The organism is Rhodopseudomonas telluris (assembly GCF_042432815.1).
Lineage (GTDB): Bacteria > Pseudomonadota > Alphaproteobacteria > Rhizobiales > Xanthobacteraceae > Rhodopseudomonas > Rhodopseudomonas telluris.
On record NZ_JBHLWM010000003.1, the window covers coordinates 608,635 to 633,675 of the forward strand.

A 25,041-nucleotide genomic window follows, 5' to 3' on the forward strand; every position below is an offset into this window, starting at 1 on the left:
CGCATTGCATAATGCAGCGCATAAATTAGTCACACGGGAAGTTTCCAGCATGCGTCACCTTCGTGTCCTCCGCCGCACCACCGCGCTGCTCGCCCTGACCACTGTCAGCGCGGTCGCCCTGCCGCAGATCGCCTTGTCCGAAACCGTGTTGCGGATCGGCATGACGGCCGCGGACATTCCGCGCACGCTCGGTCAGCCCGATCAGGGCTTCGAAGGCAATCGCTTCACCGGCCTGACGATGTATGACGGCCTGACGATGTGGGACCTCTCGTCGGCGACGAAAGCCAGCGTCGTGATTCCGGGCCTCGCCACCGAGTGGAAGGTCGAGGACGCCGACAAGACCAAGTGGATCTTCAAGCTGCGCCCCGGCGTCACTTTCCACGACGGCACGCCGTTCAATGCCGACGCCGTGGTGTGGAACGTCGACAAGGTGCTGAACAAGGAGGCGCCGCAGTTCGACGCCAGCCAGGTCGGCGTCACCGCTTCCCGCATGCCGACACTGGTGTCGGCCAAGAAGATCGACGACATGACGGTCGAGCTCTCTACCAAGGAGCCCGACAGCTTCCTGCCCATCAACCTCACCAATCTGTTCATGGTCAGCCCTTCGAAATGGCAGGTGTTCTATGAGCGCGCTGAGGGCGCCGACGCCAAGGCGAAGTCGCAGGCGGCGTGGGCCGCCTTCGCCAAGGACGCCGCCGGCACCGGCCCGTGGAAGATGGCGAAGTTCACGCCGCGCGAGCGGCTCGAACTGGTGAAGAACGAGAACTACTGGGACAAGGCGCGCGTGCCGAAGACCGACCGCATGGTGCTGCTGCCGATGCCGGAGGCCAATGCGCGCACCGCGGCGCTGCTCGCCGGTCAGGTCGACTGGGTCGAAGCGCCGGCGCCCGACGCTGTGAAAGAGATCGAGGGTCGCGGCTTCAAGATCGAGAAGAACGAGCAGCCGCATGTCTGGCCGTGGCAGTTCTCGCGCATCGAAGGCTCGCCCTGGAACGACATCCGCGTCCGCAAGGCCGCCAACCTGTGCATCGATCGCGAAGGCCTGCGCGACGGCCTGCTGGCGGGCCTGATGGTGCCGGCGACAGGCACGTTCGAGCCAGGCCATCCGTGGCGTGGCAATCCGTCGTTCCAGATCAAATACGATCTGCCGGCGGCGCAGAAACTGATGAAGGAAGCCGGCTTCGGACCGAGCAAGAAGCTCAGCGTCAAGATCCAGACCTCTGCGTCCGGCTCGGGCCAGATGCTGCCGCTGCCGATGAACGAGTATCTGCAGCAGGCGCTGGCGGAGTGTTACTTCGACGTCAAGCTCGACGTCATCGAGTGGAATACGCTGTTCACCAACTGGCGCCGCGGCGTCAAGGATCCGTCCGCTAACGGCAGCGACGCGGTGAACATCACCTATGCGGCGATGGATCCGTTCTTCGCGCTGGTGCGCTTCCTGCAGTCGTCGATGGCGCCGCCGGTGTCGAACAACTGGGGCTTCATCAACAACCCGAAGTTCGACGAACTGGTGAAGAAGGCGCGGACCTCGTTCGACGAGAAGGAGCGCGACAAGGCGCTGGCGGAGCTGAACGCCGCCTCGATCGACGACGCGGCATTCCTCTATGTCGCCCACGACGTCGGCCCGCGCGCGCTGAGCCCGAAGATCAAGGGCTTCGTCCAGCCCAAGAGCTGGTTCGTCGACTTTTCGCCGGTGTCAATCAGCCAGTGAGCAAAGTCCATCGTCATTGCGAGGAGCAACGCGACGAAGCAATCCAGCGCCGTGCACTGTGCTTCAAGATTGCTTCGCTTCGCTCGCAATGACGGACAGGCAGTGCGTTGACATTCGACGAGTGCGTCGGTGGTCCGCGCGCACTCTTTCCACGTCATGGCCGGGCTTGACCCGGCCATCCACGACCTCAGGCACACTGCTTGCGTCCGTGGATGCCCGGGACAAGCCCGGGCATGACGAAGGAGGGGTTTCCGATCAGGAAATCCCGCCGTCTTCTCAAGTCGTGCCGTAAGGGACAACCGTGCTCGTCTACATCGCCCGCCGCCTCGTTTATGTGATCCCGATCGTGATCAGCGTCGCGCTGGTCTGCTTCATGCTGGTGCATATCACGCCCGGCGATCCGCTGGTGGCGGTGTTGCCGGCGGACGCGTCGCAGGAGCTGGCGGCGCAGCTGCGCGCCGCTTACGGCTTCGACAGGCCGCTGCCGGTGCAATTCGGGCTGTGGCTGTGGAAGGCGCTGCACGGCGACCTCGGCAATTCGATCGCGACCGGCCGGCCGGTGCTGGCCGAGGTGCTGCGTGCGGTGAGTAACACCGTGACGCTGGCGATCGCCGCGGCGATCATCGGCTTTTCGTTCGGGCTGTTGTTCGGCCTGTTGGCCGGTTACTTCCGCGACACCTGGATCGACAAGGTCTCGACCTCGATCGCCATCGCCGGCGTGTCCGTGCCGCATTACTGGCTCGGCATGGTGCTTGTGATCATCTTTTCGGTGCAGCTCAACTGGCTTCCTGCCGTGGGCGCCGGGCCGGGCGGCTCTGGGCAGTGGGCGTGGGACTGGGCGCATCTGAAATATCTGGTGCTGCCGGCGATCACCACCTCGGTGATCCCGATGGGTATCGTCACCCGCACGGTGCGGGCGCTGACCGGAGATATCCTGTCGCAAGATTTCGTCGAGGCGCTGCGCGCCAAGGGCCTGCGCGAGACGCAAGTGTTCCGCCACGTGCTGAAGAACGCCGCGCCGACCGCGCTGGCGGTGATGGGGCTTCAACTCGGTTACATGCTCGGCGGCTCGATCCTGATCGAGACGGTGTTCTCCTGGCCGGGCTCCGGGCTGTTGCTCAATTCCGCGATCTTCCAGCGTGACCTGCCGCTGCTGCAGGGCACGATCCTGGTGCTGGCGCTGTTCTTCGTGTTCCTCAATCTGGTGGTGGACATCGCGCAGGCCGCGATCGACCCGCGCATCAAACGCGCCTGAGCCGGGAGGATTCGATGACCACACTCACCGACACCGCCGTGCAGACCGCGCCGGCCGGCCCCTCGCGCGGCTATTGGGCGACGGTCGGCCGCCGCCTGCTGCGCGACAAGGTCAGCATCGCCTGCGCGCTGATCCTGCTCTTGATCCTGCTGTCGGCGATCTTCGCGCCGTATCTGCATCTCGCCGATCCGTATCAGGGCTCGATGATCCGCCGGCTGAAGCCGATCGGCACGCCGAACTATCCGCTCGGCAGCGACGAGCTCGGCCGCGACATGCTGGCGCGCCTGATCTATGGCGGCCGGCTGTCGCTGCTGATCGGCATCCTGCCGGTGATCTTCGCCTTCGTGCTCGGCACCTCGCTCGGCCTCGTCGCCGGCTATGTCGGCGGCAAGGTCAACACCGCCATCATGCGCACCATCGACGTGTTTTACGCCTTTCCGTCGGTGCTGCTGGCGATCGCGATCTCCGGCGCGCTCGGCGCCGGCATCACCAATTCGATCGTGTCGCTGACCGTGGTGTTCCTGCCGCAGATCACCCGCGTCGCCGAGAGCGTCACCACCGGCGTGCGCAACATGGATTTCGTCGAGGCCGCGCGCGCCTCGGGCGCCGGCCCGTTCACCATCATGCGTGTGCACATGCTCGGCAACGTGCTGGGGCCGATCTTTGTCTATGCGACGGGTCTGATCTCGGTGTCGATGATCCTGGCGGCCGGCCTGTCGTTCCTCGGCCTCGGCACCAAGCCGCCGGAGCCCGAATGGGGCCTGATGCTGAACACGTTGCGCACCGCGATCTACGTCAACCCGTGGGTGGCGGCGCTGCCCGGCGCGATGATCTTCGCGGTGTCGATCTGCTTCAACCTGCTCAGCGACGGGATGCGCAGCGCCATGGATATCAGGAGCTGACATGACCGAGATTACGGACGTACCGGATCGGCTCGAACCGATCGAGGATCTGGGCGGCGCGGCGCAGCCGCTGCTGCACGTCAAGGGGCTGACCAAGCACTTCCCGGTGCGCGGCGGGCTGTTCGGCGCGGCCAAGACGGTGCGGGCGGTCGACGACGTCACCTTCGCCATCGCCAAGGGCGAGACCGTCGGCATTGTCGGCGAGTCCGGCTGCGGCAAGTCGACCACGGCGCGGCTCTTGATGCATCTGATGCCGCGCAATGCCGGCGACATCATCTATGACGGCCGCGCGGTCGGCCGCGAATTATCGCTGCGCGAGCTGCGCCGCGGCATGCAGATGGTGTTTCAGGACAGCTACGCGTCACTGAACCCGCGCCTGACGATCGAAGAGTCGATCGCGTTCGGCCCCAAGGTGCACGGCATGGCGGATAGCACCGCGCGGGCGCTGGCGCGCGAGCTGCTCGGCAAGGTCGGGCTGCGGCCCGAGACGTTTGCCAATCGCTATCCGCATGAAGTTTCCGGCGGCCAGCGCCAGCGCGTCAACATCGCCCGCGCGCTGGCGCTGTCGCCGCGGCTGGTGATCCTGGACGAAGCGGTGTCGGCGCTCGACAAGTCGGTCGAGGCACAGGTGCTCAATCTCCTGGTCGATCTCAAGCGCGAATTCGGCCTGACTTATTTGTTCATCAGCCACGACCTCAATGTGGTGCGCTACATCTCCGACCGCGTGCTGGTGATGTATCTGGGCGAAGTCGTCGAGCTAGGGCCGGTGGATCAGGTCTGGGATCAGCCGGCGCATCCCTATACGCGCGCGCTTCTGGCCGCGATGCCGTCGTCCGATCCGGACAAGCGCACGGAGGTGCCGCCGATCTCCGGCGATCCGCCGAACCCGATCGATCCGCCGGCGGGCTGCCGCTTCCACACCCGCTGCCCGTTCGCCGAGCCGCTGTGCGGCGCAACTTCGCCGAAGCTGACCGCGCTGGACGCGAGCGGCCATCAGGCGGCATGCTTCATGGCGATTCCGGGCTCCGGCCACAGCCGCGCCCCAAGAGGAGAAACCGCCCAATGATCAAACCCGCCCCGTCCGTGATCAAGCCGATGGCCGAAATCGCCGGCCTGCCGGTCAACGACGAGGTCGCCGCGCGGATCGCCAATTCGATCGGCCCGGCGTTCGAAGGCTTCGCGCCGATCGCCGGCACGCTGCCGTTCGATCTCGAACCGGCGAGCTACGTCGCCGTGCAGAACGAGTCCGCCCGATGAGTTCGTCCGATCCGGCGCTGCTGACGCTGACCGAAGTGGCCGCCGCGCTCGCGGCGAAGAAACTGTCGTCGCGTGAGGTGACGCAGGCGTGCCTCGATCGCATCGCCGTCGCGCAGCCGAAGCTCAACGTCTTCATGTCGATCGAAGCGGACAGCGCGCTCGCTGCTGCCGACGCGGCGGATGCTGCGCTGGCGCGTGGTGACAGCAAGGGCGTGCTGCACGGCGTGCCGCTCGCCCACAAGGACATGTACTACGAGGCCGGCCATGTCGTGACCTGCGGCTCGAAGATCCGCAAGGACTACGTCGCGACCACGACCTCGACGGCGCTGCAGCGCCTGAAGGACGCCGGCACGGTGCGGCTCGGTAGCTTGCAGATGTCGGAATTCGCCTATGGGCCGACCGGCCACAACGCGCATTACGGCGCGGTCGGCAATCCCTGGTCGCCCGCGCATATCACCGGCGGCTCGTCGTCGGGCTCAGGCGCCGCAGTTGCCGCGCGGCTGACCTTTGCGGCGCTCGGCTCCGACACCGGCGGCTCGATCCGGATGCCGGCGCATTTCTGCGGCGTCACTGGACTCAAAACAACCGTCGGGCTGATCAGCCGCGCCGGCGCGATGCCGCTTTCGCAATCGCTCGACACTGTCGGCCCGCTGGCGCAGACCGCCGAGGATTGCGCGCTGCTGACCGGCCTGATGGCCGGCGTCGATCCGGCCGATCCGACCACCTCGACGCGCGCAGTGCCGGATTATCTCGCGGCGACCCGCGGCTCGCTGCAGGGCATGACGATCGGCATTCCGAGCGCGTTCTATGTCGAGGATCTCGACGCCGAGGTCGCGCGCGTGCTGGACGAGACCAAGGCGACGCTCGCCCGCGAAGGCGCGCGCGTCGTTGAGGTGACGCTGCCGGAGCAGCGCCAGCTCACCGCGGCGAGTCAACTCGTGCTCGCCGTCGAAGCCGCGGGTTTCCATGCGCAGTGGATGCGCGAGCGGCCGCAGGATTACGGCCCGCAGGTGCTGATGCGGCTGCAGAACGCGCTCGGCGTGCCGGCGCTGAGCTATCTCGAAGCACTACGCTGGCGCGGCGTGGCGCTGGCTGAATTCGTCGCGGCGATTGCCGGCGTCGACGCCGTGCTGGCGCCGGTGTCGCCGGTGCCGGCGCCGACCATCGAAGAGAGCGATGTCGGTAACAGCCTGAACGCCGAGGCGGTGATTCAGCGGCTGACGCGCTTCACCCGGCCGATCAACTATCTGGGCCTGCCGGCGCTGGCGGTGCCGTGCGGCTTTGCGGCCAGCGGCCTGCCGATCGGGCTGCAGCTGTTCGGCCGCGCTTTCGACGAGGCGACGCTGCTGCGCATCGGCGCAGCCTGGCAGCGCGCCACCGACTTCCACACGAAAGTGCCGGAGCCCGCATGAGCAATCTCGTCGAGGTCCGCGATCTCAACATCCGCTTCGGCGGAGATCGCACCGTCCATGCCGTCAACAATCTCAGCCTGACGCTCGGCGAGGGCGAAGTACTGGGCCTGCTCGGCGAATCCGGCTCGGGCAAGAGCGTGACGCTGCGCGCGCTGATGCGACTCCTGCCGAAGAAGCGCACCACGATCACCGGCAAGGTCGAGGTGATGGGCCGCGACGTGCTGGCGATGGACGACGACGCGCTGTCGAACTTTCGCGGCCAGGCGGTGTCGATGATTTTCCAGGAGCCGGCGCTGGCGCTCGACCCGGTCTACACCATCGGCCAGCAGATCGCCGAGACGGTGATGCGGCACGAGGGCAAGAGCCAGAAGGACGCGATGGCGCGGGCGCTGGAGATGCTCGAAGTCGTGCGCATTCCGTCGGCGAAACGGCGGCTCGAGGCCTATCCGCACGAGATGAGCGGCGGCATGCGCCAGCGCGCGATGATCGCATTGGCGCTCGCGTGCCGGCCGAAGATCCTGCTCGCCGACGAGCCGACCACGGCGCTCGACGCCACGGTGCAGATCCAAATTCTTTTGCTACTCCGAGAGCTGCAGCGCGAGTTCGGCATGTCGGTGATCTTCGTGACCCACGACATCGGCGTGGCGATCGAGATCTGCGACCGCGTGGCCGTGATGTATGCAGGGCAGATCATCGAGCAGGGCACGCTCAGCCAGATCGTGCGCACGCCGCTGCATCCCTATGCGCAGGGGCTGCTCGCTTCCACCGTGCACGGCGCCAAGCGCGGCGCGCGGCTGGAGACGATCCCCGGCGCGCCGCCGTCGCTCGACAAGGCGCCGACCGCCTGCTCGTTCGCGCCGCGCTGCGCCCACGCCCAGCCGCGCTGCACCGAAGGCCTGCCGCCGGACGTGCAAGTCGGGCCGGGCCGCACCGCGCGCTGTGTTTTGGTGGAGCCGGCGGTGGCGATGGCGTGAGATGGTCCGATCTGGGTCGATGCCGAGTTCGTAGAGATCTCGCTCTCCACCCGCACAACCGTCATCCTGAGGTGCGAGCGTAGCGAGCCTCGAAGGATGAAGCGACGGGGGCTGTGGTCCATCCTTCGAGGCCCGGTGCACCGCGCATGCGCGCGGCGCATCGGGCGCCTCAGGATGACGCTGAGCGAGTGGAGAGCGTGGCGGTTGAGGAGGCCTGCTTAGTTGGCCTCAGCGACCGATGCCGCGGCTGGCTTCGATGAGCTTCACCGCCACCTGCAGCGTCAGGTTGGCCGGCATCGGCACGCCGAGTTCGGCGCCGCGGCGCGCCACAAAGCCGTTGAGGAAGTCGATCTCGCCGGGCTTGCCGCGGGCGAGGTCTTGGGCGGTCGAGGATTTCTGGCTTGGCATCATGCCGGGCAGCGCCAGCACCTTGTCGTGCAGATCGTCCGGAATGCTGACACCGCTGGCGCGCGCCACCGCGATGCATTCGGCGACCACATTGCGGACCACCTCGCGCGTGCCCTCAACCTGCATCAGCGGGCCGTAGGGCAGGTCGGCGATCGCCGACAACGCGTTGTAGGCGCAGTTCAGGATCAGCTTCGACCACAGCGCCTGATCGATGTCGGGCACCACGGTGGTGGAGATGTTCGCGGCGGTGAGCGCCGCGGCGATCGCGTCGCTCTGCGGCGAGGCGCCGATCAGGAGGTCGCCGCGCCCGTGATGCAGCACATGACCGGGGCCGGCCATCTCGGTGCCGACATAGACGACGGTGCCGATCGCCGGGCGGCCGATCGGGCCCGACAGCCGCTGCGGATTGTCGACGCCGTTCTGCAGGCTGAGCACGGCGGTGTCCGGCTTCAACCGCGGCGCCAGCGCCGCGCCGGCCGCTTCAGTGTCGGCGGATTTGACGCAGACCAGCACCAGATCCGGCGGCTCGATCGCGCCCGGATCGGTCGCGGCCTTGAGCGGGATGAAACGCCGGCCGGCCTTGGTTTCGAGCAGCAGGCCCTTGGCGTTGATCGCCTCGACATGGTTCGGTCGGCCGATCAGCGTCACGTCGTGGCCGGCCTCGGCCAGCAGCCCGCCGAAATAGCACCCGACGGCGCCCGCTCCCATCACCACGACTTTCATGCGCTGCTCCTCCTGCCTGTTGTCGGGGAACGGTTCTGAAGCGCCCGGCCGCCGGCCGCAACCCGCTGTCCGCGCAGGCGACCATTTGCGCATTGCAGGGGCGAACCATTGGGCAACCAATGCTTCTTATCATCGGCGTTCACCGACAGAGGATCACCGCGTGCATATCGACCTGAACCCGAAACTGGATTTCCGCGACGTGCTGATCCGGCCGAAACGCTCGGTGCTGTCGTCGCGGTTCGAGGCCAATATCAATCGCACGCTCGGCTTCCGCCACGCCCGGCGCGAATGGACCGGCTTTCCGCTGATCGCCTCCAACATGGACACGATCGGCACGCTGGAGATGGCCGAGGCGTTCCGGCCGTTCGGTGCGCTAGTCGCCCTGCACAAGTTCTACGATCCGGAGCGGCTGGCCGCCTATCTCGACAAGTACGAGGATCCGAACGTCTTCCTGACCGTCGGCACCGGCTCGGCCGACTGGGAGCGGCTCGCCGCGGTGAAGGCCAAGACCAAGGTGCCGATGATCAATATCGACGTCGCCAATGGTTACACCGAGGCGTTCGTCCGCGCGGTGTCGAAGCTGCGCGACGAGAATCCCGACGCCATCATCATGGCCGGCACGGTGGTGACGGCGGAGATGACCGAGGCGCTGGTGATCGCTGGCGCCGACATCGTTCGCGTCGGCATCGGCTCCGGCTCGGTGTGTACCACGCGCGATCTCACCGGCGTCGGCTATCCGCAGCTCTCCGCGGTGATCGAATGCGCCGACGCCGCGCACGGCCTCAAGGGGCATGTCTGCTCCGACGGCGGCTGCACGGTGCCGGGCGATCTCGCGAAGGCGTTCGGCGGCGGTGCGGACTTCGTGATGCTGGGCGGCATGCTGGCCGGCCACGACGAATGCGGCGGCGAGCTGAAATATGCCGAGCAGGATGGCCGCAAGGTGCCGACCGGTATGGTGTTCTACGGCATGTCGTCGGCGACCGCGATGAACAAGTATCACGGCGGCGTCGCCGATTATCGGGCGGCGGAGGGCAAGACCGTCGAGGTTCCGTATCGCGGCGAGGTGCGGGCGACGGTGGAGACCATCGCCGGCGGGCTGCGCTCGGCGATGACCTATATGGGCGCCGAGAAGCTGAAGGAAATCCCGAAGCGGACCACCTTCATTCTGGTGAACGCGCAGCGCAACACCGTGTTCGATCGCTGACCTGCGGCGCTTTCTGCCGTCTGTCGGAATTCGTCCGGCGCGGATCAGGGTTGTGCTTGCCTGCGCGCGGCCAGATGGCATTGTGCGCCGGCGCGCCGCGGCGCGCGGGAAACGCCTCAGACAAGATCGAACAAGAGCCAGGCCATGGACTTCGCCCTCACCGACCAGCAGGAAGCCATCCGCGATGCGATCGCCAAGATCTGCGCCGGCTTCGACGACGCCTATTGGCTGAGGAAGGATCGCGAAGGCGGCTTCCCGCACGACTTCCACAAGGCGCTGGCCGACGCCGGCTGGCTCGGCATCTGCGTGCCCGAGGCTTATGGCGGGTCGGGCCTCGGCATCACCGAAGCCGCCATCATGATGCGGACGATTTCGGAGTCGGGCGCCGGCATGTCGGGCGCCTCGGCGGTGCATATCAACGTGTTCGGCCTCAACCCCGTCGTGGTGTTCGGCACCGAGGAGCAGCGCCAGCGCATGCTGCCGCCGATGGTCGAGGGGCGCGAGAAGGCGTGCTTCGCGGTGACCGAGCCGAACACCGGCCTCAACACTACCCAGCTCAAGACCCGCGCGGTGCGCAAGGGCGACCGCTACGTCGTCAACGGCCAGAAGGTGTGGATTTCGACCGCGCAGGTCGCGCACAAGATCCTGCTGCTGGCGCGCACCACGCCGTTGGAAGAGGTCAAGTCACCGACCCACGGCCTCAGCCTGTTCTACGCGGATCTCGATCGCACCAGGATCAAGGTGCACGAGATCGAAAAGATGGGCCGCAAGATCATCGACTCCAACGAGCTGTTCTTCGAGGACTTCGAGATTCCGGTCGAGGACCGGATCGGCGAGGAGGGCAAGGGCTTCCACTACATCCTCGAAGGCATGAATCCGGAGCGCATCCTGATTGCCGCCGAGGCGGTGGGGCTCGGGAAGCTGGCGCTGACACGCGCGGCCGAGTACGCCAAGACGCGGATCGTGTTCAACCGGCCGATAGGCCAGAACCAGGCGATTCAGCATCCGCTGGCGAAGAACTGGGTCGAGCTCGAAGCCGCCTGGCTGATGGTGATGTCGGCGGCGTGGCAATACGACCAGGGCATGCCGTGCGGCGCGGCCGCCAATGCGGCGAAGTACCTCGCCGGTGAGGCCGGCTTCTCGGCCTGCGAGCAGGCGGTGATGACCCATGGCGGTTTCGGCTACGCCAAGGAGTATCACGTCGAGCGCTATCTTCGCGAGGTGATGATCCCGCGCATTGCCCCAGTCAGCCCGCAGCTCGCGCTGAGCTTCATCGCCGAGAAAGTGCTGGGGCTGGCGAAGTCGTACTGATCACGACAACATTTCGTCGTGGTGCGGCGGCGGCCGCTCGCCATCGTCTCCAGGAGACGCGATCACGGCGAATGGAACCAGCGCAGGACGAGGCCCGCGGTCTGTCGTTGTCGAGCCTCGCGCGCGTGACGAATTTGCCACGTCGCTCGCGCCGTCTGCACGATTTGGATGCATTCCAACTGCCGTCCGGCTGTCAGCCGCAACCGATGTGATAGTTGTCGATCCCTGGTTGGTACGGGGATCGACATGAAAGCGGTGACGTCGGGGCGCTTGGCTCGCAGCGTAGTAGTCAAGGCGTTGATCTGTTCGAGCGCGTTGGGATGCAGTCTGCCGCTCGGCGAAGCTCGGGCGCAGTCCGGGCGCGATCTGCCGGCCGTCACCGTGGATGCGCCAAAGCCGCAGGCGGCACGCCCGGCAACGCCGACGCGGCGCGCGACCCGGGCGACAACGGCGACACGCCGTGCCGCCGCACCGGACCGCCAGCAGCCGGCACAGCCTGTTGTCAGTTCGGCCAATGCCGGCCGGGGTGTCGAGCGCGCCAATGGCCCGGTGGTCGGCTATCTGGCCAATCAGAGCGCGACCGGAACCAAGACCGACACGCCGATCCTGCAGACGCCGCAGTCGATCTCGGTGGTGACGCAGGACCAGATCCAGGCGCAAGGCGCGCAGAACGTCGTCGAGGCGCTGCGCTATACGCCCGGCGTCACGCTCGATACGTACGGCGCAACGACGTTCTTCGATTCGTTCAAGCTGCGCGGCTTCGACGTGCCGCGCTATCTCGACGGGCTTCGGCAGCCGGTCGATCCGGGCACGCAATTCGCCTTTCCGCGCATCGAAACCTACGGGCTGGAGCGGCTGGAAGTGCTGCGCGGGCCGTCCTCCGGACTGTACGGCCAGACCGATCCAGGCGGTTTGCTGAACATGGTGAGCAAACGGCCGACCGCTTCTGCGCAGCACGAGGTGGTGGGCACCTTCGGATCGTTCGAGCGGTTTCAGGGCGCGTTCGACAGTTCGGGGCCGATCGACAAGAACGGCGAGTTTCTCTACCGCATCGTCGGGCTCGGTCGCAGCACCGACGGGCAGCAGGACTTCGTCCACGAGAACAAGGCCTATATCGCGCCGAGCCTGACCTGGCGGCCGACCACCGATACGTCGCTCACGCTGCTGTCGCACTATTCCAACATCAAGGCCGACGGCTGGCAACAATACGTGCCGGGCGGCGTCTCGCTGCTGTCCAATCCGTTCGGCCGGGTGCCGTACAGCCGCTATCTCGGCGAGCCGGGCCGGGACGGCTACACGCTCGAACAGTTCTCGGTCGGCTACGCGTTCGAACATCGCTTCGACAACAATCTGCAGTTCAGGTCCAATCTGCGCTATTTCGACGTGTCGCAGGATCTCGGCGGCGTCCGCTCCGAAGGATTGCTGGCCGACAACCGCACGATGCTGCGGTCTTACAACTACGTGAAATCCGGCGCCCAGAACGTCGCGCTCGACAATCAGCTGCAGGCCGATTTCGCGACCGGTCCGCTGAGCCACAAGGTGCTGGCCGGCTTCGACTATCAGCGCCAGACCGCGAAGTCCGACTATCGCTTCACCATGATCTCGTCGATCGATGCCTTCGCGCCGGTTTACGGCGCGTTCATTCCGTCGGCGGCGTCGCTGTCGCCGTTCATCGCCACCAACACCACGTCGAGCCAGGCCGGCCTCTATCTGCAGGATCAGGTCAAATACGACGGCTGGACGTTGACGCTGACCGGCCGGCAGGACTGGGCGCAGGCGGAGACGGTATCGACCGGCCTGTTTCCGGCTGCCGGCACCTATCTGCAGAGCGACAAGGCGACCACCGGCCGCGTCGGCCTGAACTATCTGTTCGACTTCGGCCTGTCGCCCTACGTCAACTACTCGTCGTCGTTCGTGCCGACGTCCGGCACCGACCGCTTCGGTAACACCTTCAAGCCGACCACCGGCGAGGGCGGCGAGATCGGCGTCAAGTTCAAGCCGTTCGGCTCCAACCTGATGCTGACCGCCGCGGTGTTCGACATCACCCAGAAGAACGTGCTGACGGCCGATCCGGCCAACATCGTGTTCAGCGTCCAGACCGGACAGGTCCGGGTTCGCGGCTTCGAGTTCGAAGCGCGCGGCAACGTCACGCGCGAGCTGGAGATCGTCGGCGGCTACAACAAATACGATCCGCGCGTCACCTCCGCCAACGACGGCACGGTCGGCAATTATCTTCTCAACACCGCGCTGGATCAGGCCTCGCTGTGGGCGAAATACACCTGGTACAATGGGCCGGTCGCGGGCCTCGGTATCGGCGCCGGCGTCCGTTATGTCGGCACCAGCTACGGCGACGCCGCCAACACGATCCTGATCCCGAGCTACACGCTGTTCGACGCCGCCATCAGCTACGACTTCCAGTATCTGCGGCCGGACCTGAAGGGCTGGAGCGCGCAGGTCAACGCCACCAATCTCGGCAACCACTACTACGTGTCGTCGTGCGTGACCGGTCTGGCCTATTGCGGTCTCGGCGCCGCGCGGACGGTGCTGGGCACGTTGAAATACGCCTGGAACTGACGCACGAAGAGATTTAGGCGCGCGGATCTATCCGGCGTGCGCCTCGGTCTCTCTCCGGATCCCGTCGCCGGCGAGGCGCGGCGATTTGACGAAGGACGGGCCTTGCGGATCGGCGCCGCGCCATTCGCGGCGCCAGGCGTTCGGCGTGGTGCCGGTGTGGCGGCGGAATAGTCGCGACAGATGCGCCTGATCGCTCAGTCCGCAGGCGAGCGCGATCTCGGACAGCGTCATGTCGCTGGTTTGCATCAGGGTCTTGGCGCGCTCGATCCGGCGCTCGATCAGGAAGTGGCGCGGTGCGACACCGACGCTCTGCTGAAACGCCCGCGCGAAATGTCCGGGGCTGAGGCCGGTCAGCCGGGCGAGATCGCGAACGCGCAGATTGCCGCCGAGGCGGCGCTCGACATGCAGCAGGACGCGGTTGAGCTTCCACCGCGCGAGGCCGGGGCCGCTGCTCCGCTGCGGGTTGTCGCCTGCCGGCGCATGCCGCGCCTGGACTTCCCGGAGCAGCATCGCGGCCCGGGCGATGCACGTCCGTGCCACGATCGGATTGCCTCCGACGGCGGCCGAGGCTTCTTCGAGGAATTCGGCGATCGATACGAAGGGGTCGGCCGTCGTCTCCCCCGTGATGTCTGTTGGCCGCTCCATGGCGCTCTGGCCTTCCATTCGCCGCCATTGCCGAGCCCGGCGATGGCTTCTCGTCGTGCGGCATCCTTGACGGTGACGCACCAGGAGGAAAGTTGCACGAACGTGCCAGCAATAGCGTGTGTAAGTATCGGTGCTATCACACCAAGGTTTAATGGGCGTCGGCGCTCGCAGCGAGATCGCACGCGCGGCCTCTCAACAGCGCCGCGCGGGTCGGAATCCGAGTTCTCGCTGCGCGACGGAGGCGACGGTGTAAAACCATCGTATGACTTATCGCCCGCTGGCCGGTGCCGCAATGTTTCGGCTCGTGGGCTCGCACTGCATCATTCTTGAGGATGGCAGCATTGACCATCGGCAAGATCGTCGCGGTGATCGATGATGACGAGAACGTCCGTATCGCCATCGTGGCGCTGGTGCGGTCGATCGGCTACGAGGCTCGCGGCTATTCGTCGGCGCAGGACTATCTCGCGTCGGATCTGTGCGGCTCGGCCGGCTGTCTGATCACCGATGTGCAGATGCCGGGCCTCAGTGGTCTCGATCTGCACGCGCGGCTTGTCGCCGAAAGCCGCGACTGTCCGGTCGTCTTCATCACGGCATTTCCCGAAGCGCGAGCGGAGGCGCGGGCCAAGGCGTTCGGCGCGATCGCGTTCCTGAGCAAGCCATTCGACGCGCAGGTGATGGTGCGGTGTATCGAGCAGGCGCTGGCGCAATCCTCCCGGCCTTGACGAGTACTTGCGCCAGTCGGTGAGTAGCGCAGAGGGAGCCGCTCATCCAAGCGTCGGCTCGGCGCGTGCGGCTGCGCGGCTGTCCTTGCGGAAGAGTGTGTATAGCGCCGGCAGCACCAGCAGCGTCAGGATGGTCGACGAGATGATGCCGCCGATCACGACGGTTGCGAGCGGCCGCTGCACTTCGGCACCGGCGCCGGTGGCGATCGCCATCGGCACAAAACCGAGCGAGGCGACCAGCGCGGTCATCAGCACCGGCCGCAGCCGCGTCACTGCGCCTTCGCGCACCGCGTCGATCACCGGCTTGCCCTCACTCCGCAATCGCTCGATGAAGGCGATGATGACGAGACCGTTCAGCACGGCGACGCCCGACAGCGCGATGAAGCCGACGCCGGCGCTGATCGACAGCGGGATGCCGCGCAGCAGCAGCGCCGCGACGCCGCCGGTCAGCGCCAGCGGCACGCCGCTGAACACCAGCAGGGCGTCCGCGACCGAGTTCAGGCTCATGAACAGCAGCAGGAACACGAGCAGCAGCGCCACCGGCACCACGATGGTGAGCCGCTTGCTCGCCGACACCAGCTGCTCGAACTGGCCGCCCCAGCCGATCCAGTAGCCGGCCGGCAGCGTCACCTTCTCTGCCACGGCTTGCTGAGCTTCGGCCACGAACGAGCCGAGGTCCCGTTCGCGCACGTTCGTGGTCACCACGATGCGGCGCTTGCCGTTCTCCCGGCTGATCTGGTTCGGTCCCGGCGCCGCCTCCACGGTCGCGACGGCCGACAGCGGGATGTGCCGCATCTGCAGCGCCTGCGATCCCATCGCGGCCTTGGTGAGGCCCGTGGTTGGCTCCTCGGCCGGCGGCAGCGGAATGGGAATCGCCCGGATCGCCTCGGGACTGACGCGCAGCCGCTCCGGCAGCCGCAGCACGATATCGAAACGGCGGTCGCCCTCGAACAGTTTGCCGACGCTCTTGCCGCCGATCGCCATCTCGACGATGCCCTGCACGTCGGCGACGCTGAGCCCGTAGCGCGACAACGCGGGACGATCGAGCTTGACGGTCAGGATCGGCAGGCCCGCGACCTGCTCGGTCTTCACATCGGTGGCGCCGCGGATGCCCTGGATCGCGGTCTGCACCTGCCTGGCGGCGTTCTGCAGGATGTCGAGGTCGTCGCCGAAGATTTTGACGCCGACGTCGCTGCGCACGCCCGACACCAGTTCGTTGATGCGCAGCTGGATCGGCTGAGAGATCTCGTAGTTGCTGCCCGGGATATCCTCGGCGGCCTTCTCGATCTCCTCGACCAGTTCGGCTTTGGTCTTCGCCGGGTCGGGCCATTCGCTGCGCGGCTTCAGCATGATGTAGCCGTCCGACATCGACGGCGCCATCGGGTCGGTCGCGACCTCGGCGGTGCCGGTGCGGGTGAAGAAGTCCTTCACTTCGGGAAGCTGGCGGACGCGCTTTTCCAGCGCCATCTGCAAGGCGAGCGACTGCGTCAGGCTGGTGCCGGGAATCCGGATCGCGGCCAGCGCGACATCGCCCTCGTCGAGGCTGGGGATGAACTCGCCGCCCATTCGGGTTGCCGCAAAACCGCTCACCAGCGTGATGGCGATCGCGGCGACCACCACGGTCTTGCGATAGATGATGGCACGCGTGAGCAGCGGCAGATAGATCCGCTTGGCGCCGCGCATCACGATGTTCTCTTTCTCCGACACCTTGCCGGAAACGAAGATCGCCACAGCGGCCGGCACGAAGGTGATCGAGAACAGCGCCGCGGCGCCGAGCGCCATCAGCACCGTGAGCGCCATCGGGGTGAACATCTTGCCTTCGACGCCGGTCAGCGTCAGCACCGGCAGATACACCACCGCGATGATCAGCGTGCCGAACAGGCTCGGCTTGATCACCTCGCTGGCGCCGGCGAGGATCGTCTGCATCCGCTCGTTCAGGCTGAGCAGCCGGCCTTTGTCGTGCTGCGCGGCGGCGAGCAGCCGCAGGCAGTTCTCGACGATGATCACCGCGCCATCGATGATGATGCCGAAATCGATCGCGCCGAGGCTCATCAGATTGGCCGAGACCTTGGTCTCGACCATGCCGGTGATGGTCATCGCCATCGACAGCGGAATGATGCAGGCCGTGATGATCGCGGCACGAATGTTGCCGAGGATCAGGAACAGCACGACCACGACCAGCGTGGCGCCTTCCAGCAGATTGGTCTCGACCGTCTTGATGGTGGCTTCGACCAGATGGGTGCGGTCGTACACAGTGCGGGCGATCACGCCGTCCGGCAGCGAGCCTGCTATGTCCTGCAGCTTGGCGGCGACGCGCTGCGCCACGGTGCGGCTGTTGTCGCCGATTAGCAGCATCGCAGTGCCGAGCACGGTTTCTTCGCCGTTAAGCGTTGCCGCGCCGGTGCGCAGCTCGGTGCCCTCGATCACCTGGGCGACATCCTTGATCCGCACCGGAATCCCGCTGCGCGTGCCGACCACGATGGCTTCGATCTCGGCGCTGGTCCCGACCTGACCGGGCGCACGGACCAGATACTGCTCGCCGTTGCGCTCGATGTAACCGGCGCCGACATTGGCGTTGTTGGCGGCGAGCGCGACCATCAGGTCGCGGAAGCCGAGGCGGTAGGCGATCAGTTTGCCCGGATCGGGCAGCACGTGGAACTGCCGCTGATAGCCGCCGATGCTGTTGATCTCGATGACACCCGGCACGTTGCGTAGCTGCGGCTTGATGATCCAGTCCTGTACGGTGCGCAGGTCGCTCGGCGTATAGGGCTTGCCGTCCGCATTGGTGGCGCCGGGCTTGGCCTCGACCGTGTACATGTAGATTTCGCCGAGCCCGGTGGAAATCGGCCCCATCGCCATCTCGACGCCGGCCGGGAGCTGGTCGCGCACCTGCTGAATGCGCTCATTGACGAGCTGGCGGGCAAAGTAGATGTCGGTGCCGTCGTGGAACACGATGGTGACCTGGCTCAGCCCATAGCGCGACAGCGAGCGCGTGTAGGACAGTTTCGGCAACCCGCCCATCGCGGTCTCGACCGGGAAGGTGATGCGCTGTTCGATCTCGAGCGGCGAGTAGCCGGGCGCCTGGGTGTTGATCTGCACCTGCACGTTGGTGATGTCCGGCACCGCATCGATCGGCAGCCGGGTGAAGTTCCACGCGCCGAAGGCGGCGAGACCGAGCGCGGCGATCAGCACCAGCCAGCGCTGCCGGATCGAGAAGGCGAGAATGCTCTCAATGATCATGCTCGGCCTCCCCCTTGCCCATCTCGGCTTTCACCACGAAGGAGTTCTCCGCGACGTAGCGTTCGCCTGGTGAGAGCCCGGCCTTGATCTCGACGAAGCGGGAATCCTGCTCGCCGAGCACGACCGGCCGCGCTTCGAGCGCGTCGTCGGCTTCGCGGACGAACACCACGGTCTTGTTCTCCAGCGTCTGGATTGCACCGGCCCGCACCGCGACCGCGACGTCGCGCTTGGCGAGCACCAGCCGCGCGGTGACGAACAGCCCCGGCCGCAACCGGCTGTCGGGATTCGGCAACACCACGCGCGCCAGCGCGGTTTGCGTGTCGAGCGCGCCGATCGGCGCCAGATAGGCGATGCGGCCCTTGATGTCGCCGCCGCCGTCGTCGGGATCGATCAGCACCTCGTCGCCGATCTTCACGCGCTGAATGTCCTGACGATAGATCGACAGATCGACCCAGATGGTCGTGAGGTCCGCCACCACGAAGGCCGGCTTCTGCTCGGAGGCGTATTCGCCGAGCGAGATCTGGCGATCGATCACCGTGCCGGCCAGCGGCGATTTCAGCTCGTAGCTGGTCAGGCTCTGGTTGCTCTCGATCGACGCCATCGGCTCGTCCTTGGTCACCTGGTCGCCGATCCGTTTGCGGATGGTGCGGACCAGGCCGGGAAAGCGCGGCGTGACTTGAACCAGGGTCTCCTGGTTGGCGCGCAGAATGCCGTTCAGCGCCAGCGAGTCGCTGAGCGTCGCCGGGCCGGCTTCGGCGAAGCTCGCGCCGGCTGCCGCGAGTTTGACTTCGCTGATCAGGATACGATCGGCACCGTGCTCGTCGGGCTCGGCGTGTTGACCCGACTTCTTTTCGCCTTCGGCGGGCTTGCCGTGGGCATGTTCGGTCGGCGTGCCGTGCTCGTCCGGCGCCAGATAGCGCGCACCGAGCGCGCCGGCCGCGGCGGCCAGAATGATCGCGATGACCGTTGCGGTCCTGTTCATCGTGCGCTCCCCCGCGCCAGTGAAAACGGATTGCCGACCAGCCCCTCGATGGTGGCGACGGCGACGTGGAAATTCTGCTGCGCTTCCTGTTCGCGGAGCTGCGCCTGGGCGACGCTGGCCTGGGCGTCGAGCACTTCGAGCAGCGAGAAGCGGCCCTGGCCGTAGCCCTCCGCGATCGCCGCGGCGGCGTCGCGCGCCTTCGGGATCGCGACCTCGCGCAGCACCTTGAGTTCGGCGAGCGCGCCCTGCAGCGAGTCGTAGGCGCGGCCGGCGAGCACGATCAGTGTGTTGCGATTGGCGGCGCGCTCGGCGGCGGTCCTCGCGAGACTCTCTTGCGCCGAGAGGATGTTTCCCTGGTTCTGGTCGAACACCGGGATCGGCACCGACACCGACAGCCGCACAGCATCGTCGTTCGTGTCGTTGTAGTGACGCCAGCCGGCGCTGACACGCACGTCCGGATACGGCTTCAGCCGCGCCAGCAGCAGCTCGGCGTTGCGCTGCGCATAGACCGCGGTCCAGCGCATCAATTGCGGATTGGCGTCGATCGCCTGCACGACGGATTGGAAGCTCGGCGGCCGGCCGCTCGGCTCGAGCCGGCCGGAGACGGTGGAGAATTTCGGCGCGGTGTCGCCCATCAGCACCGCGAGTTCGCGGCGCGCGCTGGCGAGCGTCGCGCGCACCCGTTCGCGATCGGCCTTCACCAGCGCGGAGGCGACTTCGGCGCGGCCGGTCTCGGCCGGCGACGAGGCGCCGGCATCGACCCGCCGCTGCAGCAGCGGCGTCAATTTGTCGATCGCTTCGACCTGCTGATCCAGGATGGTGATGCGCTGCTGCAGGCCGAGCACGCTGACGAAGGCGATCGCCGTCTCGGACAGGATCTCCAGCCGCACAGCGCGACGCTGCACCGCCGCGACCTCGATGCCGGCCTGACCGACCGCGATGCGGGCGTCGCGTTTGCCGAACAGCTCGAACAACTGGCTGATCTGCAGCGTCGACTCGGCCGACTTGGTGCCGCGATAGGCGCCGCTGCCGTAAGCGTTGTCGAGCTCGTAGGATACTTCCGGATTGAGCAGCGTACCGGCCTGGATGCGCTGGCCGGTGGCGATGCCGATATCGCGCTCGGCGGCGGTCAGCCGCGGACTGGCGGCGAGCGCGCGCTGCAGCGCTGACTTCATGGTGAGCGATTGTGCATGGGACACGCCGCTCAGCGCCGGGCTGAACAGCAGTGCCATCGCGCACGCAAGACGCGTGGCGGATCTGACAGACATGGATGAAACCTGATCGACGGCAGAGCGTGGGCGCGGCTGCGCCCGGCGATGGCGGTCAGGTCAGGGTTTTTGGCGGAGGCGGATCGAGCCCGTGGGCGCGGCCAAGCAGCGTGGTGGCGGCGTAGCCGAGCGCGACGTCGTTCGACGTGATCTCCAGCGGCGCCGGCACCGGTGCGGCCGGGACCGACACCGAGAAGCAGCCATGGCAATGATGCCCGGCGAGGGCGCCGCCGTCATGGTGTTGTGCGCCGTCATGCGCAACCGAGACGATCTGCGCGTCTCCGCCCATGCGGGTGAAGTCGACATCGCAGAGATTGTGCAGCAGGCCCGACAGCAGATAAGCGGCCGCCACGCACACCACCGCGAGCGCACGCAACGTGCGCGGGACGCGGAGACGGGATGTCGGCTGCAACTCGGTCAAGCTGGATACTCGGATGACGCGACCGTCTGGTAGCATGTGCGTCGTCCCGGCGTCGAGCCGCAATAGTGTTACGCAGTTCCGGTGAGGCCGGAGGCGCCGCGTGCGTGGAAGAACAGTTCGACCAGCCGCCCCTTCTTGCCGGCGAGCGCGAAGATGCATTCCGGCACTTCGGCGCCCAGTTCCGTCACCGGAATTTTGGTGATGCCGTCTGCACGGCTCGATCCGTGTTCCCACATGAAGCCGATGCCGAGGTGGTTGGCGACGGCTTCGAGCATGCCTTCGCGGGTGTTGACGATCAGCGACGGCTTCGGCCGCAGCGCGGCGTCGCGGAAGGCGCGATCGACGGCCCGCTGCGTCGACGAGTCGCGCGGGCGGAACACCAGCGGAAACGCCGTCAGCTCGGCGAGCGACACCTGCGCCCGGTCCTGCAGCGGATGCGTCGGATGGCACAGCGCCACGACCCGCTGCGTCAGGCAGACCTCGCGGCGAAACCGCGTGTCCTCCGGCACCTCGGGCAGCACGCCGATGTCGACGCGCTGCTCGACCACCGAGGCCACGATGTTGGACCAGCTGCCGATCTCGATCGCGACCTGCACCTTGGGATACAGCCGCTTGAACGACGCGATCAGCGCCATGCCGGGCATCGAATTGCCGAGGCCGACGCGCAGCTCGCCGCCGGCCGGTTCGCCGCGCTGCTGCAGGATCGACAGCGCATCGGCCTCGACCGCCTGCATCTTGCTGATCGCGCCGTACAGCTGCCGGCACAGCGAGGTCGGGATCAGGCTCGCGCCGCTGCGCTCGAACAGCGCCACGCGGAATTCGCCTTCGAGATCGCGCACCAGCTGGGCGATCGCCGATTGCGACACGCCGATGCGACGCGCGGCCGCAGCGAACGAGCCGGTCTCGTACACAGCGTTGACCGCCCGCATCCGCGCCGCCGTCAGCGCCATGTCGTTCTCCAAGCAAAACCTGCGCGGACCATAAGCAAAGCTGTTGACTGTTATGTGACCGTCAGACGCCGGCCTTAGCCACGCTGCGTATGGATCGCAGATGAGGAGCGGCGGCATGGCGACTATCGAACTCAGCGAGATCCGCAAATCCTTCGACGGCACCGACGTGCTGAAGGGCGTCGATCTTTCGATCGAAGACGGCGAGTTCGTCTCGCTGGTCGGCCCGTCCGGCTGCGGCAAGTCGACCCTGCTGCGGATCATCGCCGGTCTCGAAGCGCAGACGTCCGGCGAAGTGCGGATCGGCGGCGAGCCGGTCGACGGCGTGCGGCCGAGCCAGCGCAACCTCGCCATGGTGTTTCAATCCTACGCGCTGTATCCGCATCTCAGCGTGTTCGACAACATCGCGGTGCCGCTGCGGATGAAGCGGCTGACGACGCTGGAGCGGATGCCGCTCCTCGGCCGGCTGCTGCCAAACCGCTACCGCGTCGAGCGCGAGATCCGGCAGGAGGTCGAGCACGTCGCGGCGCAGCTCGAACTCTCGGCGTTTCTCAAGCGCAAGCCGGGCCAGCTTTCCGGCGGCCAGCGCCAGCGCGTCGCGGTCGGCCGCGCCATCGTGCGGCGCCCGGTGGCGTTTCTGTTCGACGAGCCGCTGTCGAATCTCGACGCCAAGTTGCGCGTGCATATGCGGGCCGAGATCGCGCAACTGCACCGCCGGCTGCAGGCGACCTTCATCTATGTCACCCACGATCAGGCCGAGGCGATGACGATGTCGGGCCGCATCGCCGTGATGATCGGCGGCGAGCTGGTGCAGGTCGGCCGCCCCGCCGAGGTCTACGACAACCCGCGCGACATCCGCGTCGCTGAATTCGTCGGCAGTCCGAAGATCAACGTGCTGCCCGGCCAGGTTCGCACCGACGGGCAGGTCGAGGCGTTGGGGCAGCGGCTCGGCGTCGCGGCTTTGGGCCTCGCGCGGCCGTGCCGGATCGGCGTGCGGCCGGAGCGTGTCCAGGTCGGATCCGGGCCGTTCTCCGGCGCCGTAGTGCATGTCGAGAACATGGGCGCCGAAGCATTCGTGCATCTCGGCGTCGACGGCCTCGCGACGCCGCTGCTGGCGCGGATCGGCGACGTCCGCGAGCTGCCGCCGCTCGGCAGCGTGCTGCGGTTCGGCTTCACACCCGATGCGGTACGGCTGTTCGACGCCGGCGGCAAGCGGATCGAGACTCACGCCGCGCCTTCCGTCGTTCGCACGCTGGAGGTGGCCGGTGTCTGACGCGGTCTTCACTCCGGGCAACGTTGCCCTTGCTCGCCCCGTGCCGTCGGCCGCCACGCCCGGCCGCAGGGCACGACCGCATCTGCGCGGCGGCGCTGCCTATGCGCTGGTCGGGCCGGCGATCGTGCTGATGCTGCTGATGCTGATCGGGCCACTGCTCGGAGTCATCGCGCTGTCCTTCACCGATTATCAGCTCGGCGCGCCGTCCTTCGCGTGGATCGGGCTAGCCAATTATCAGGAGATGTTCGCCGACAGGACATTCTGGATCTCGCTGACCAACACGCTGACCTATGTGGTTGTCGTGGTGCCGGGCTCGGTCGTGCTCGGCCTCGGCGTCGCGCTGCTGATCCAGAGCGGCACCGGGCTGCGTGCGTTCTACCGCACCGTGTACTTCCTGCCGGTGATGGCGACGCTGATCGCGATGGCGATCGTCTGGGAGTTCATGCTGCACCCGCAGTTCGGCCTGGTGAATGGCCTGCTGCGCAGCGTCGGCCTTCCCGCGCACGGCTGGCTGCAGGAGCGCGACACCGCGCTGCTGTCGCTGTGCGTGATCGGCGTCTGGCAGGCGCTCGGCTTCAACATGGTGCTGTTTCTCGCCGGCCTCGTTTCGATCCCGAAGCCGCTGTACGACGCCGCCGAGATCGACGGCGCCGGCAGCGCGTGGTCGCAATTCCGGCTGGTCACCTGGCCGCTGCTCGGGCCGGTCACGGTGTTCGTGGTGGTGATCACCGGCATCCGCTCCTTCCAGGTGTTCGACACTGTGCACGTGCTGACCAAGGGCGGGCCGTCCAAATCCACCGAAGTGCTGATCCACACCATGTACATGGAAGGCTTCGAGTTCTTCCGCTCCGGCTACGCCGCGGCGCTGACCGTGGTGTTCCTGGTGTTCGTGTTGGCGCTGACCTTGATCAAGGCCCGGCTCACCGCCCGTCAGGTGCACTACTCATGATCGCGTCATTCAAACTGAACCCGTGGCCGCTGCTGCGTCACGCCGTGTTACTTGCCGGCGCGCTGGTGGTACTGGCGCCGTTCATCTGGATGATCTCGACGGCGTCGAAGCCCGCCGACGAGATCTATTCCAGCGAGCTGCATCTGATCCCGCATCACTTCGCGCTGTGGGAGAACCTGCAGGAGGCGTTCGCCAAGGCCGACCTCGGCCGCTATCTGCTCAACGGTCTGATCGTCACGATCTCGATCTTCGCGCTGCAGATCCTGATCGCGCTGCCGGCCGCCTATGCGCTCGCCAAGCTGCGCTTCCTCGGCCGCGGCACGCTGTTCGCGCTGGTGTTGTTCGGCATCCTCATTCCGCCGCAGGCGACTGCGATTCCGGTGTTCCTGCTGCTGCACAAGCTCGGCGCGCTCGACAGCTACGCGGCGCTGGTGCTGCCGTTCACCATTTCGGTGTTCGGCATCTTCCTGATGCGGCAGTTCTTCAAGACCGTGCCGGATGATCTGATCGACGCCGCGCGAATGGACGGCATCTCCGAATTCGGCATCGTCTGGCGGGTGATGCTGCCGGCCGCGATTCCGGCCGTCACCGCGTTCGGCATCTTCTCGGTGGTGGCGCACTGGAACGATTATTTCTGGCCGCTGATCGTGCTCAACAGCCAGCAATTCTACACGCCGCCGCTCGCGGTCGCGCATTTTCGCAATGCCGAGGCCGGCACCAACTACGGCCCGCTGATGGCGGCGGCGCTGGTGATCATCGCGCCGCTGGTGATCGCCTTCCTGCTCGCGCAGCGCCGCTTCATCGAAGGCATCACCTTGACCGGCCTCAAGTAATCCACGTCCTCTCACACAAGGAGAACCAAG

The 25,041-nt window shown here is 66.7% G+C and carries 21 protein-coding genes; 14 read left to right on the plus strand and 7 right to left on the minus strand.

Annotated elements, in window-relative coordinates:
• Window positions 1-49 precede the first annotated feature (49 nt).
• From ACFFJ6_RS09630 to ACFFJ6_RS09660, 7 genes are all read left to right on the plus strand, one after another.
• Window positions 50-1,711 (plus strand): ABC transporter substrate-binding protein, encoded by a 1,662-nt coding sequence (locus tag ACFFJ6_RS09630; RefSeq protein ID WP_378386897.1) that lies wholly within the window; start codon window positions 50-52, stop codon window positions 1,709-1,711.
• Window positions 1,712-2,012: 301 nt separating this feature from the next.
• Window positions 2,013-2,966 carry an ABC transporter permease gene (locus ACFFJ6_RS09635; protein ID WP_378386899.1) on the plus strand — a complete coding sequence of 318 codons (954 nt, stop codon included), beginning with the start codon at window positions 2,013-2,015 and terminating at the stop codon, window positions 2,964-2,966.
• Between the two features lie 14 nt (window positions 2,967-2,980).
• A complete protein-coding gene (locus ACFFJ6_RS09640; RefSeq protein ID WP_378386901.1) occupies window positions 2,981-3,868 on the plus strand; it encodes an ABC transporter permease in 888 nt (295 codons plus the stop codon).
• 1 nt (window position 3,869) lies between these two features.
• Window positions 3,870-4,934, plus strand: a complete 1,065-nt coding sequence (locus tag ACFFJ6_RS09645) for an ABC transporter ATP-binding protein (protein ID WP_378386903.1) — start codon at window positions 3,870-3,872, stop codon at window positions 4,932-4,934.
• On the plus strand, window positions 4,931-5,125 hold the full coding sequence (locus ACFFJ6_RS09650; RefSeq protein ID WP_378386905.1) for a hypothetical protein: 195 nt from the start codon (window positions 4,931-4,933) through the stop codon (window positions 5,123-5,125). Before ACFFJ6_RS09645 ends, ACFFJ6_RS09650 begins: the two co-directional genes overlap by 4 nt.
• Complete coding sequence (locus ACFFJ6_RS09655) at window positions 5,122-6,537, plus strand: amidase (RefSeq protein ID WP_378386907.1); 1,416 nt, start codon at window positions 5,122-5,124, stop codon at window positions 6,535-6,537. Before ACFFJ6_RS09650 ends, ACFFJ6_RS09655 begins: the two co-directional genes overlap by 4 nt.
• Window positions 6,534-7,511 (plus strand): ABC transporter ATP-binding protein, encoded by a 978-nt coding sequence (locus ACFFJ6_RS09660; protein WP_378386909.1) that lies wholly within the window; start codon window positions 6,534-6,536, stop codon window positions 7,509-7,511. The genes ACFFJ6_RS09655 and ACFFJ6_RS09660 overlap by 4 nt, the downstream gene beginning before the upstream one ends.
• Window positions 7,512-7,739: 228 nt before the next feature.
• On the opposite strand, the gene ACFFJ6_RS09665 is transcribed toward ACFFJ6_RS09660, so the two are convergent.
• Complete coding sequence (locus ACFFJ6_RS09665) at window positions 7,740-8,642, minus strand: ketopantoate reductase family protein (RefSeq protein WP_378386911.1); 903 nt, start codon at window positions 8,640-8,642, stop codon at window positions 7,740-7,742.
• 160 nt (window positions 8,643-8,802) lie between these two features.
• On the opposite strand from ACFFJ6_RS09665, the gene ACFFJ6_RS09670 reads away from it, so the two are divergent.
• The 3 genes from ACFFJ6_RS09670 to ACFFJ6_RS09680 all read left to right on the plus strand — a co-directional run bounded on the left by ACFFJ6_RS09670 (window position 8,803) and on the right by ACFFJ6_RS09680 (window position 13,731).
• On the plus strand, window positions 8,803-9,846 hold the full coding sequence (locus ACFFJ6_RS09670; RefSeq protein ID WP_378386913.1) for a GMP reductase: 1,044 nt from the start codon (window positions 8,803-8,805) through the stop codon (window positions 9,844-9,846).
• Between the two features lie 144 nt (window positions 9,847-9,990).
• A complete protein-coding gene (locus ACFFJ6_RS09675) occupies window positions 9,991-11,157 on the plus strand; it encodes an acyl-CoA dehydrogenase family protein (RefSeq protein WP_378386915.1) in 1,167 nt (388 codons plus the stop codon).
• Window positions 11,158-11,403: 246 nt separating this feature from the next.
• The gene (locus ACFFJ6_RS09680) at window positions 11,404-13,731 is read left to right on the plus strand and encodes a TonB-dependent siderophore receptor (protein ID WP_378386917.1); all 2,328 of its coding nucleotides are present in this window, start codon (window positions 11,404-11,406) and stop codon (window positions 13,729-13,731) included.
• Between the two features lie 27 nt (window positions 13,732-13,758).
• On the opposite strand, the gene ACFFJ6_RS09685 is transcribed toward ACFFJ6_RS09680, so the two are convergent.
• A complete protein-coding gene (locus tag ACFFJ6_RS09685; RefSeq protein ID WP_378386919.1) occupies window positions 13,759-14,376 on the minus strand; it encodes a helix-turn-helix domain-containing protein in 618 nt (205 codons plus the stop codon).
• 341 nt (window positions 14,377-14,717) lie between these two features.
• Between ACFFJ6_RS09685 and ACFFJ6_RS09690 the strand changes: the two genes are divergently transcribed.
• Window positions 14,718-15,098, plus strand: coding sequence for a response regulator transcription factor (locus tag ACFFJ6_RS09690; RefSeq protein ID WP_378386921.1), 381 nt, complete (start codon window positions 14,718-14,720; stop codon window positions 15,096-15,098).
• 42 nt (window positions 15,099-15,140) lie between these two features.
• Here the strand turns inward: ACFFJ6_RS09690 and ACFFJ6_RS09695 are convergent, their stop codons facing one another.
• The 5 genes from ACFFJ6_RS09695 to ACFFJ6_RS09715 form a co-directional block, all read right to left on the minus strand.
• A complete protein-coding gene (locus ACFFJ6_RS09695) occupies window positions 15,141-18,338 on the minus strand; it encodes an efflux RND transporter permease subunit (RefSeq protein WP_378386923.1) in 3,198 nt (1,065 codons plus the stop codon).
• Window positions 18,328-19,320 (minus strand): divalent metal ion exporter adaptor subunit IhpB, encoded by a 993-nt coding sequence (gene ihpB, locus ACFFJ6_RS09700; RefSeq protein WP_378386925.1) that lies wholly within the window; start codon window positions 19,318-19,320, stop codon window positions 18,328-18,330. The genes ACFFJ6_RS09695 and ihpB overlap by 11 nt, the downstream gene beginning before the upstream one ends.
• A complete protein-coding gene (gene ihpA, locus ACFFJ6_RS09705) occupies window positions 19,317-20,588 on the minus strand; it encodes a divalent metal ion exporter subunit IhpA (RefSeq protein WP_378386927.1) in 1,272 nt (423 codons plus the stop codon). Before ihpA ends, ihpB begins: the two co-directional genes overlap by 4 nt.
• Window positions 20,589-20,643: 55 nt before the next feature.
• Window positions 20,644-21,009 carry a hypothetical protein gene (locus ACFFJ6_RS09710; protein WP_378386929.1) on the minus strand — a complete coding sequence of 122 codons (366 nt, stop codon included), beginning with the start codon at window positions 21,007-21,009 and terminating at the stop codon, window positions 20,644-20,646.
• A 68-nt stretch (window positions 21,010-21,077) separates the two neighbouring features.
• Window positions 21,078-21,959 carry a LysR family transcriptional regulator gene (locus tag ACFFJ6_RS09715; RefSeq protein ID WP_378386931.1) on the minus strand — a complete coding sequence of 294 codons (882 nt, stop codon included), beginning with the start codon at window positions 21,957-21,959 and terminating at the stop codon, window positions 21,078-21,080.
• Between the two features lie 115 nt (window positions 21,960-22,074).
• On the opposite strand from ACFFJ6_RS09715, the gene ACFFJ6_RS09720 reads away from it, so the two are divergent.
• Genes ACFFJ6_RS09720 through ACFFJ6_RS09730 form a run of 3 tightly spaced genes read left to right on the plus strand, consistent with a single transcriptional unit; the run spans window position 22,075 to window position 25,011 of the window.
• Entirely contained in the window at window positions 22,075-23,229 is a 1,155-nt protein-coding gene (locus tag ACFFJ6_RS09720) for an ABC transporter ATP-binding protein (protein ID WP_378386933.1), read from the plus strand.
• Window positions 23,222-24,178, plus strand: a complete 957-nt coding sequence (locus ACFFJ6_RS09725; RefSeq protein WP_378386935.1) for a carbohydrate ABC transporter permease — start codon at window positions 23,222-23,224, stop codon at window positions 24,176-24,178. The genes ACFFJ6_RS09720 and ACFFJ6_RS09725 overlap by 8 nt, the downstream gene beginning before the upstream one ends.
• Window positions 24,175-25,011, plus strand: a complete 837-nt coding sequence (locus ACFFJ6_RS09730; RefSeq protein WP_378386938.1) for a carbohydrate ABC transporter permease — start codon at window positions 24,175-24,177, stop codon at window positions 25,009-25,011. The genes ACFFJ6_RS09725 and ACFFJ6_RS09730 overlap by 4 nt, the downstream gene beginning before the upstream one ends.
• Window positions 25,012-25,041 lie beyond the last annotated feature (30 nt).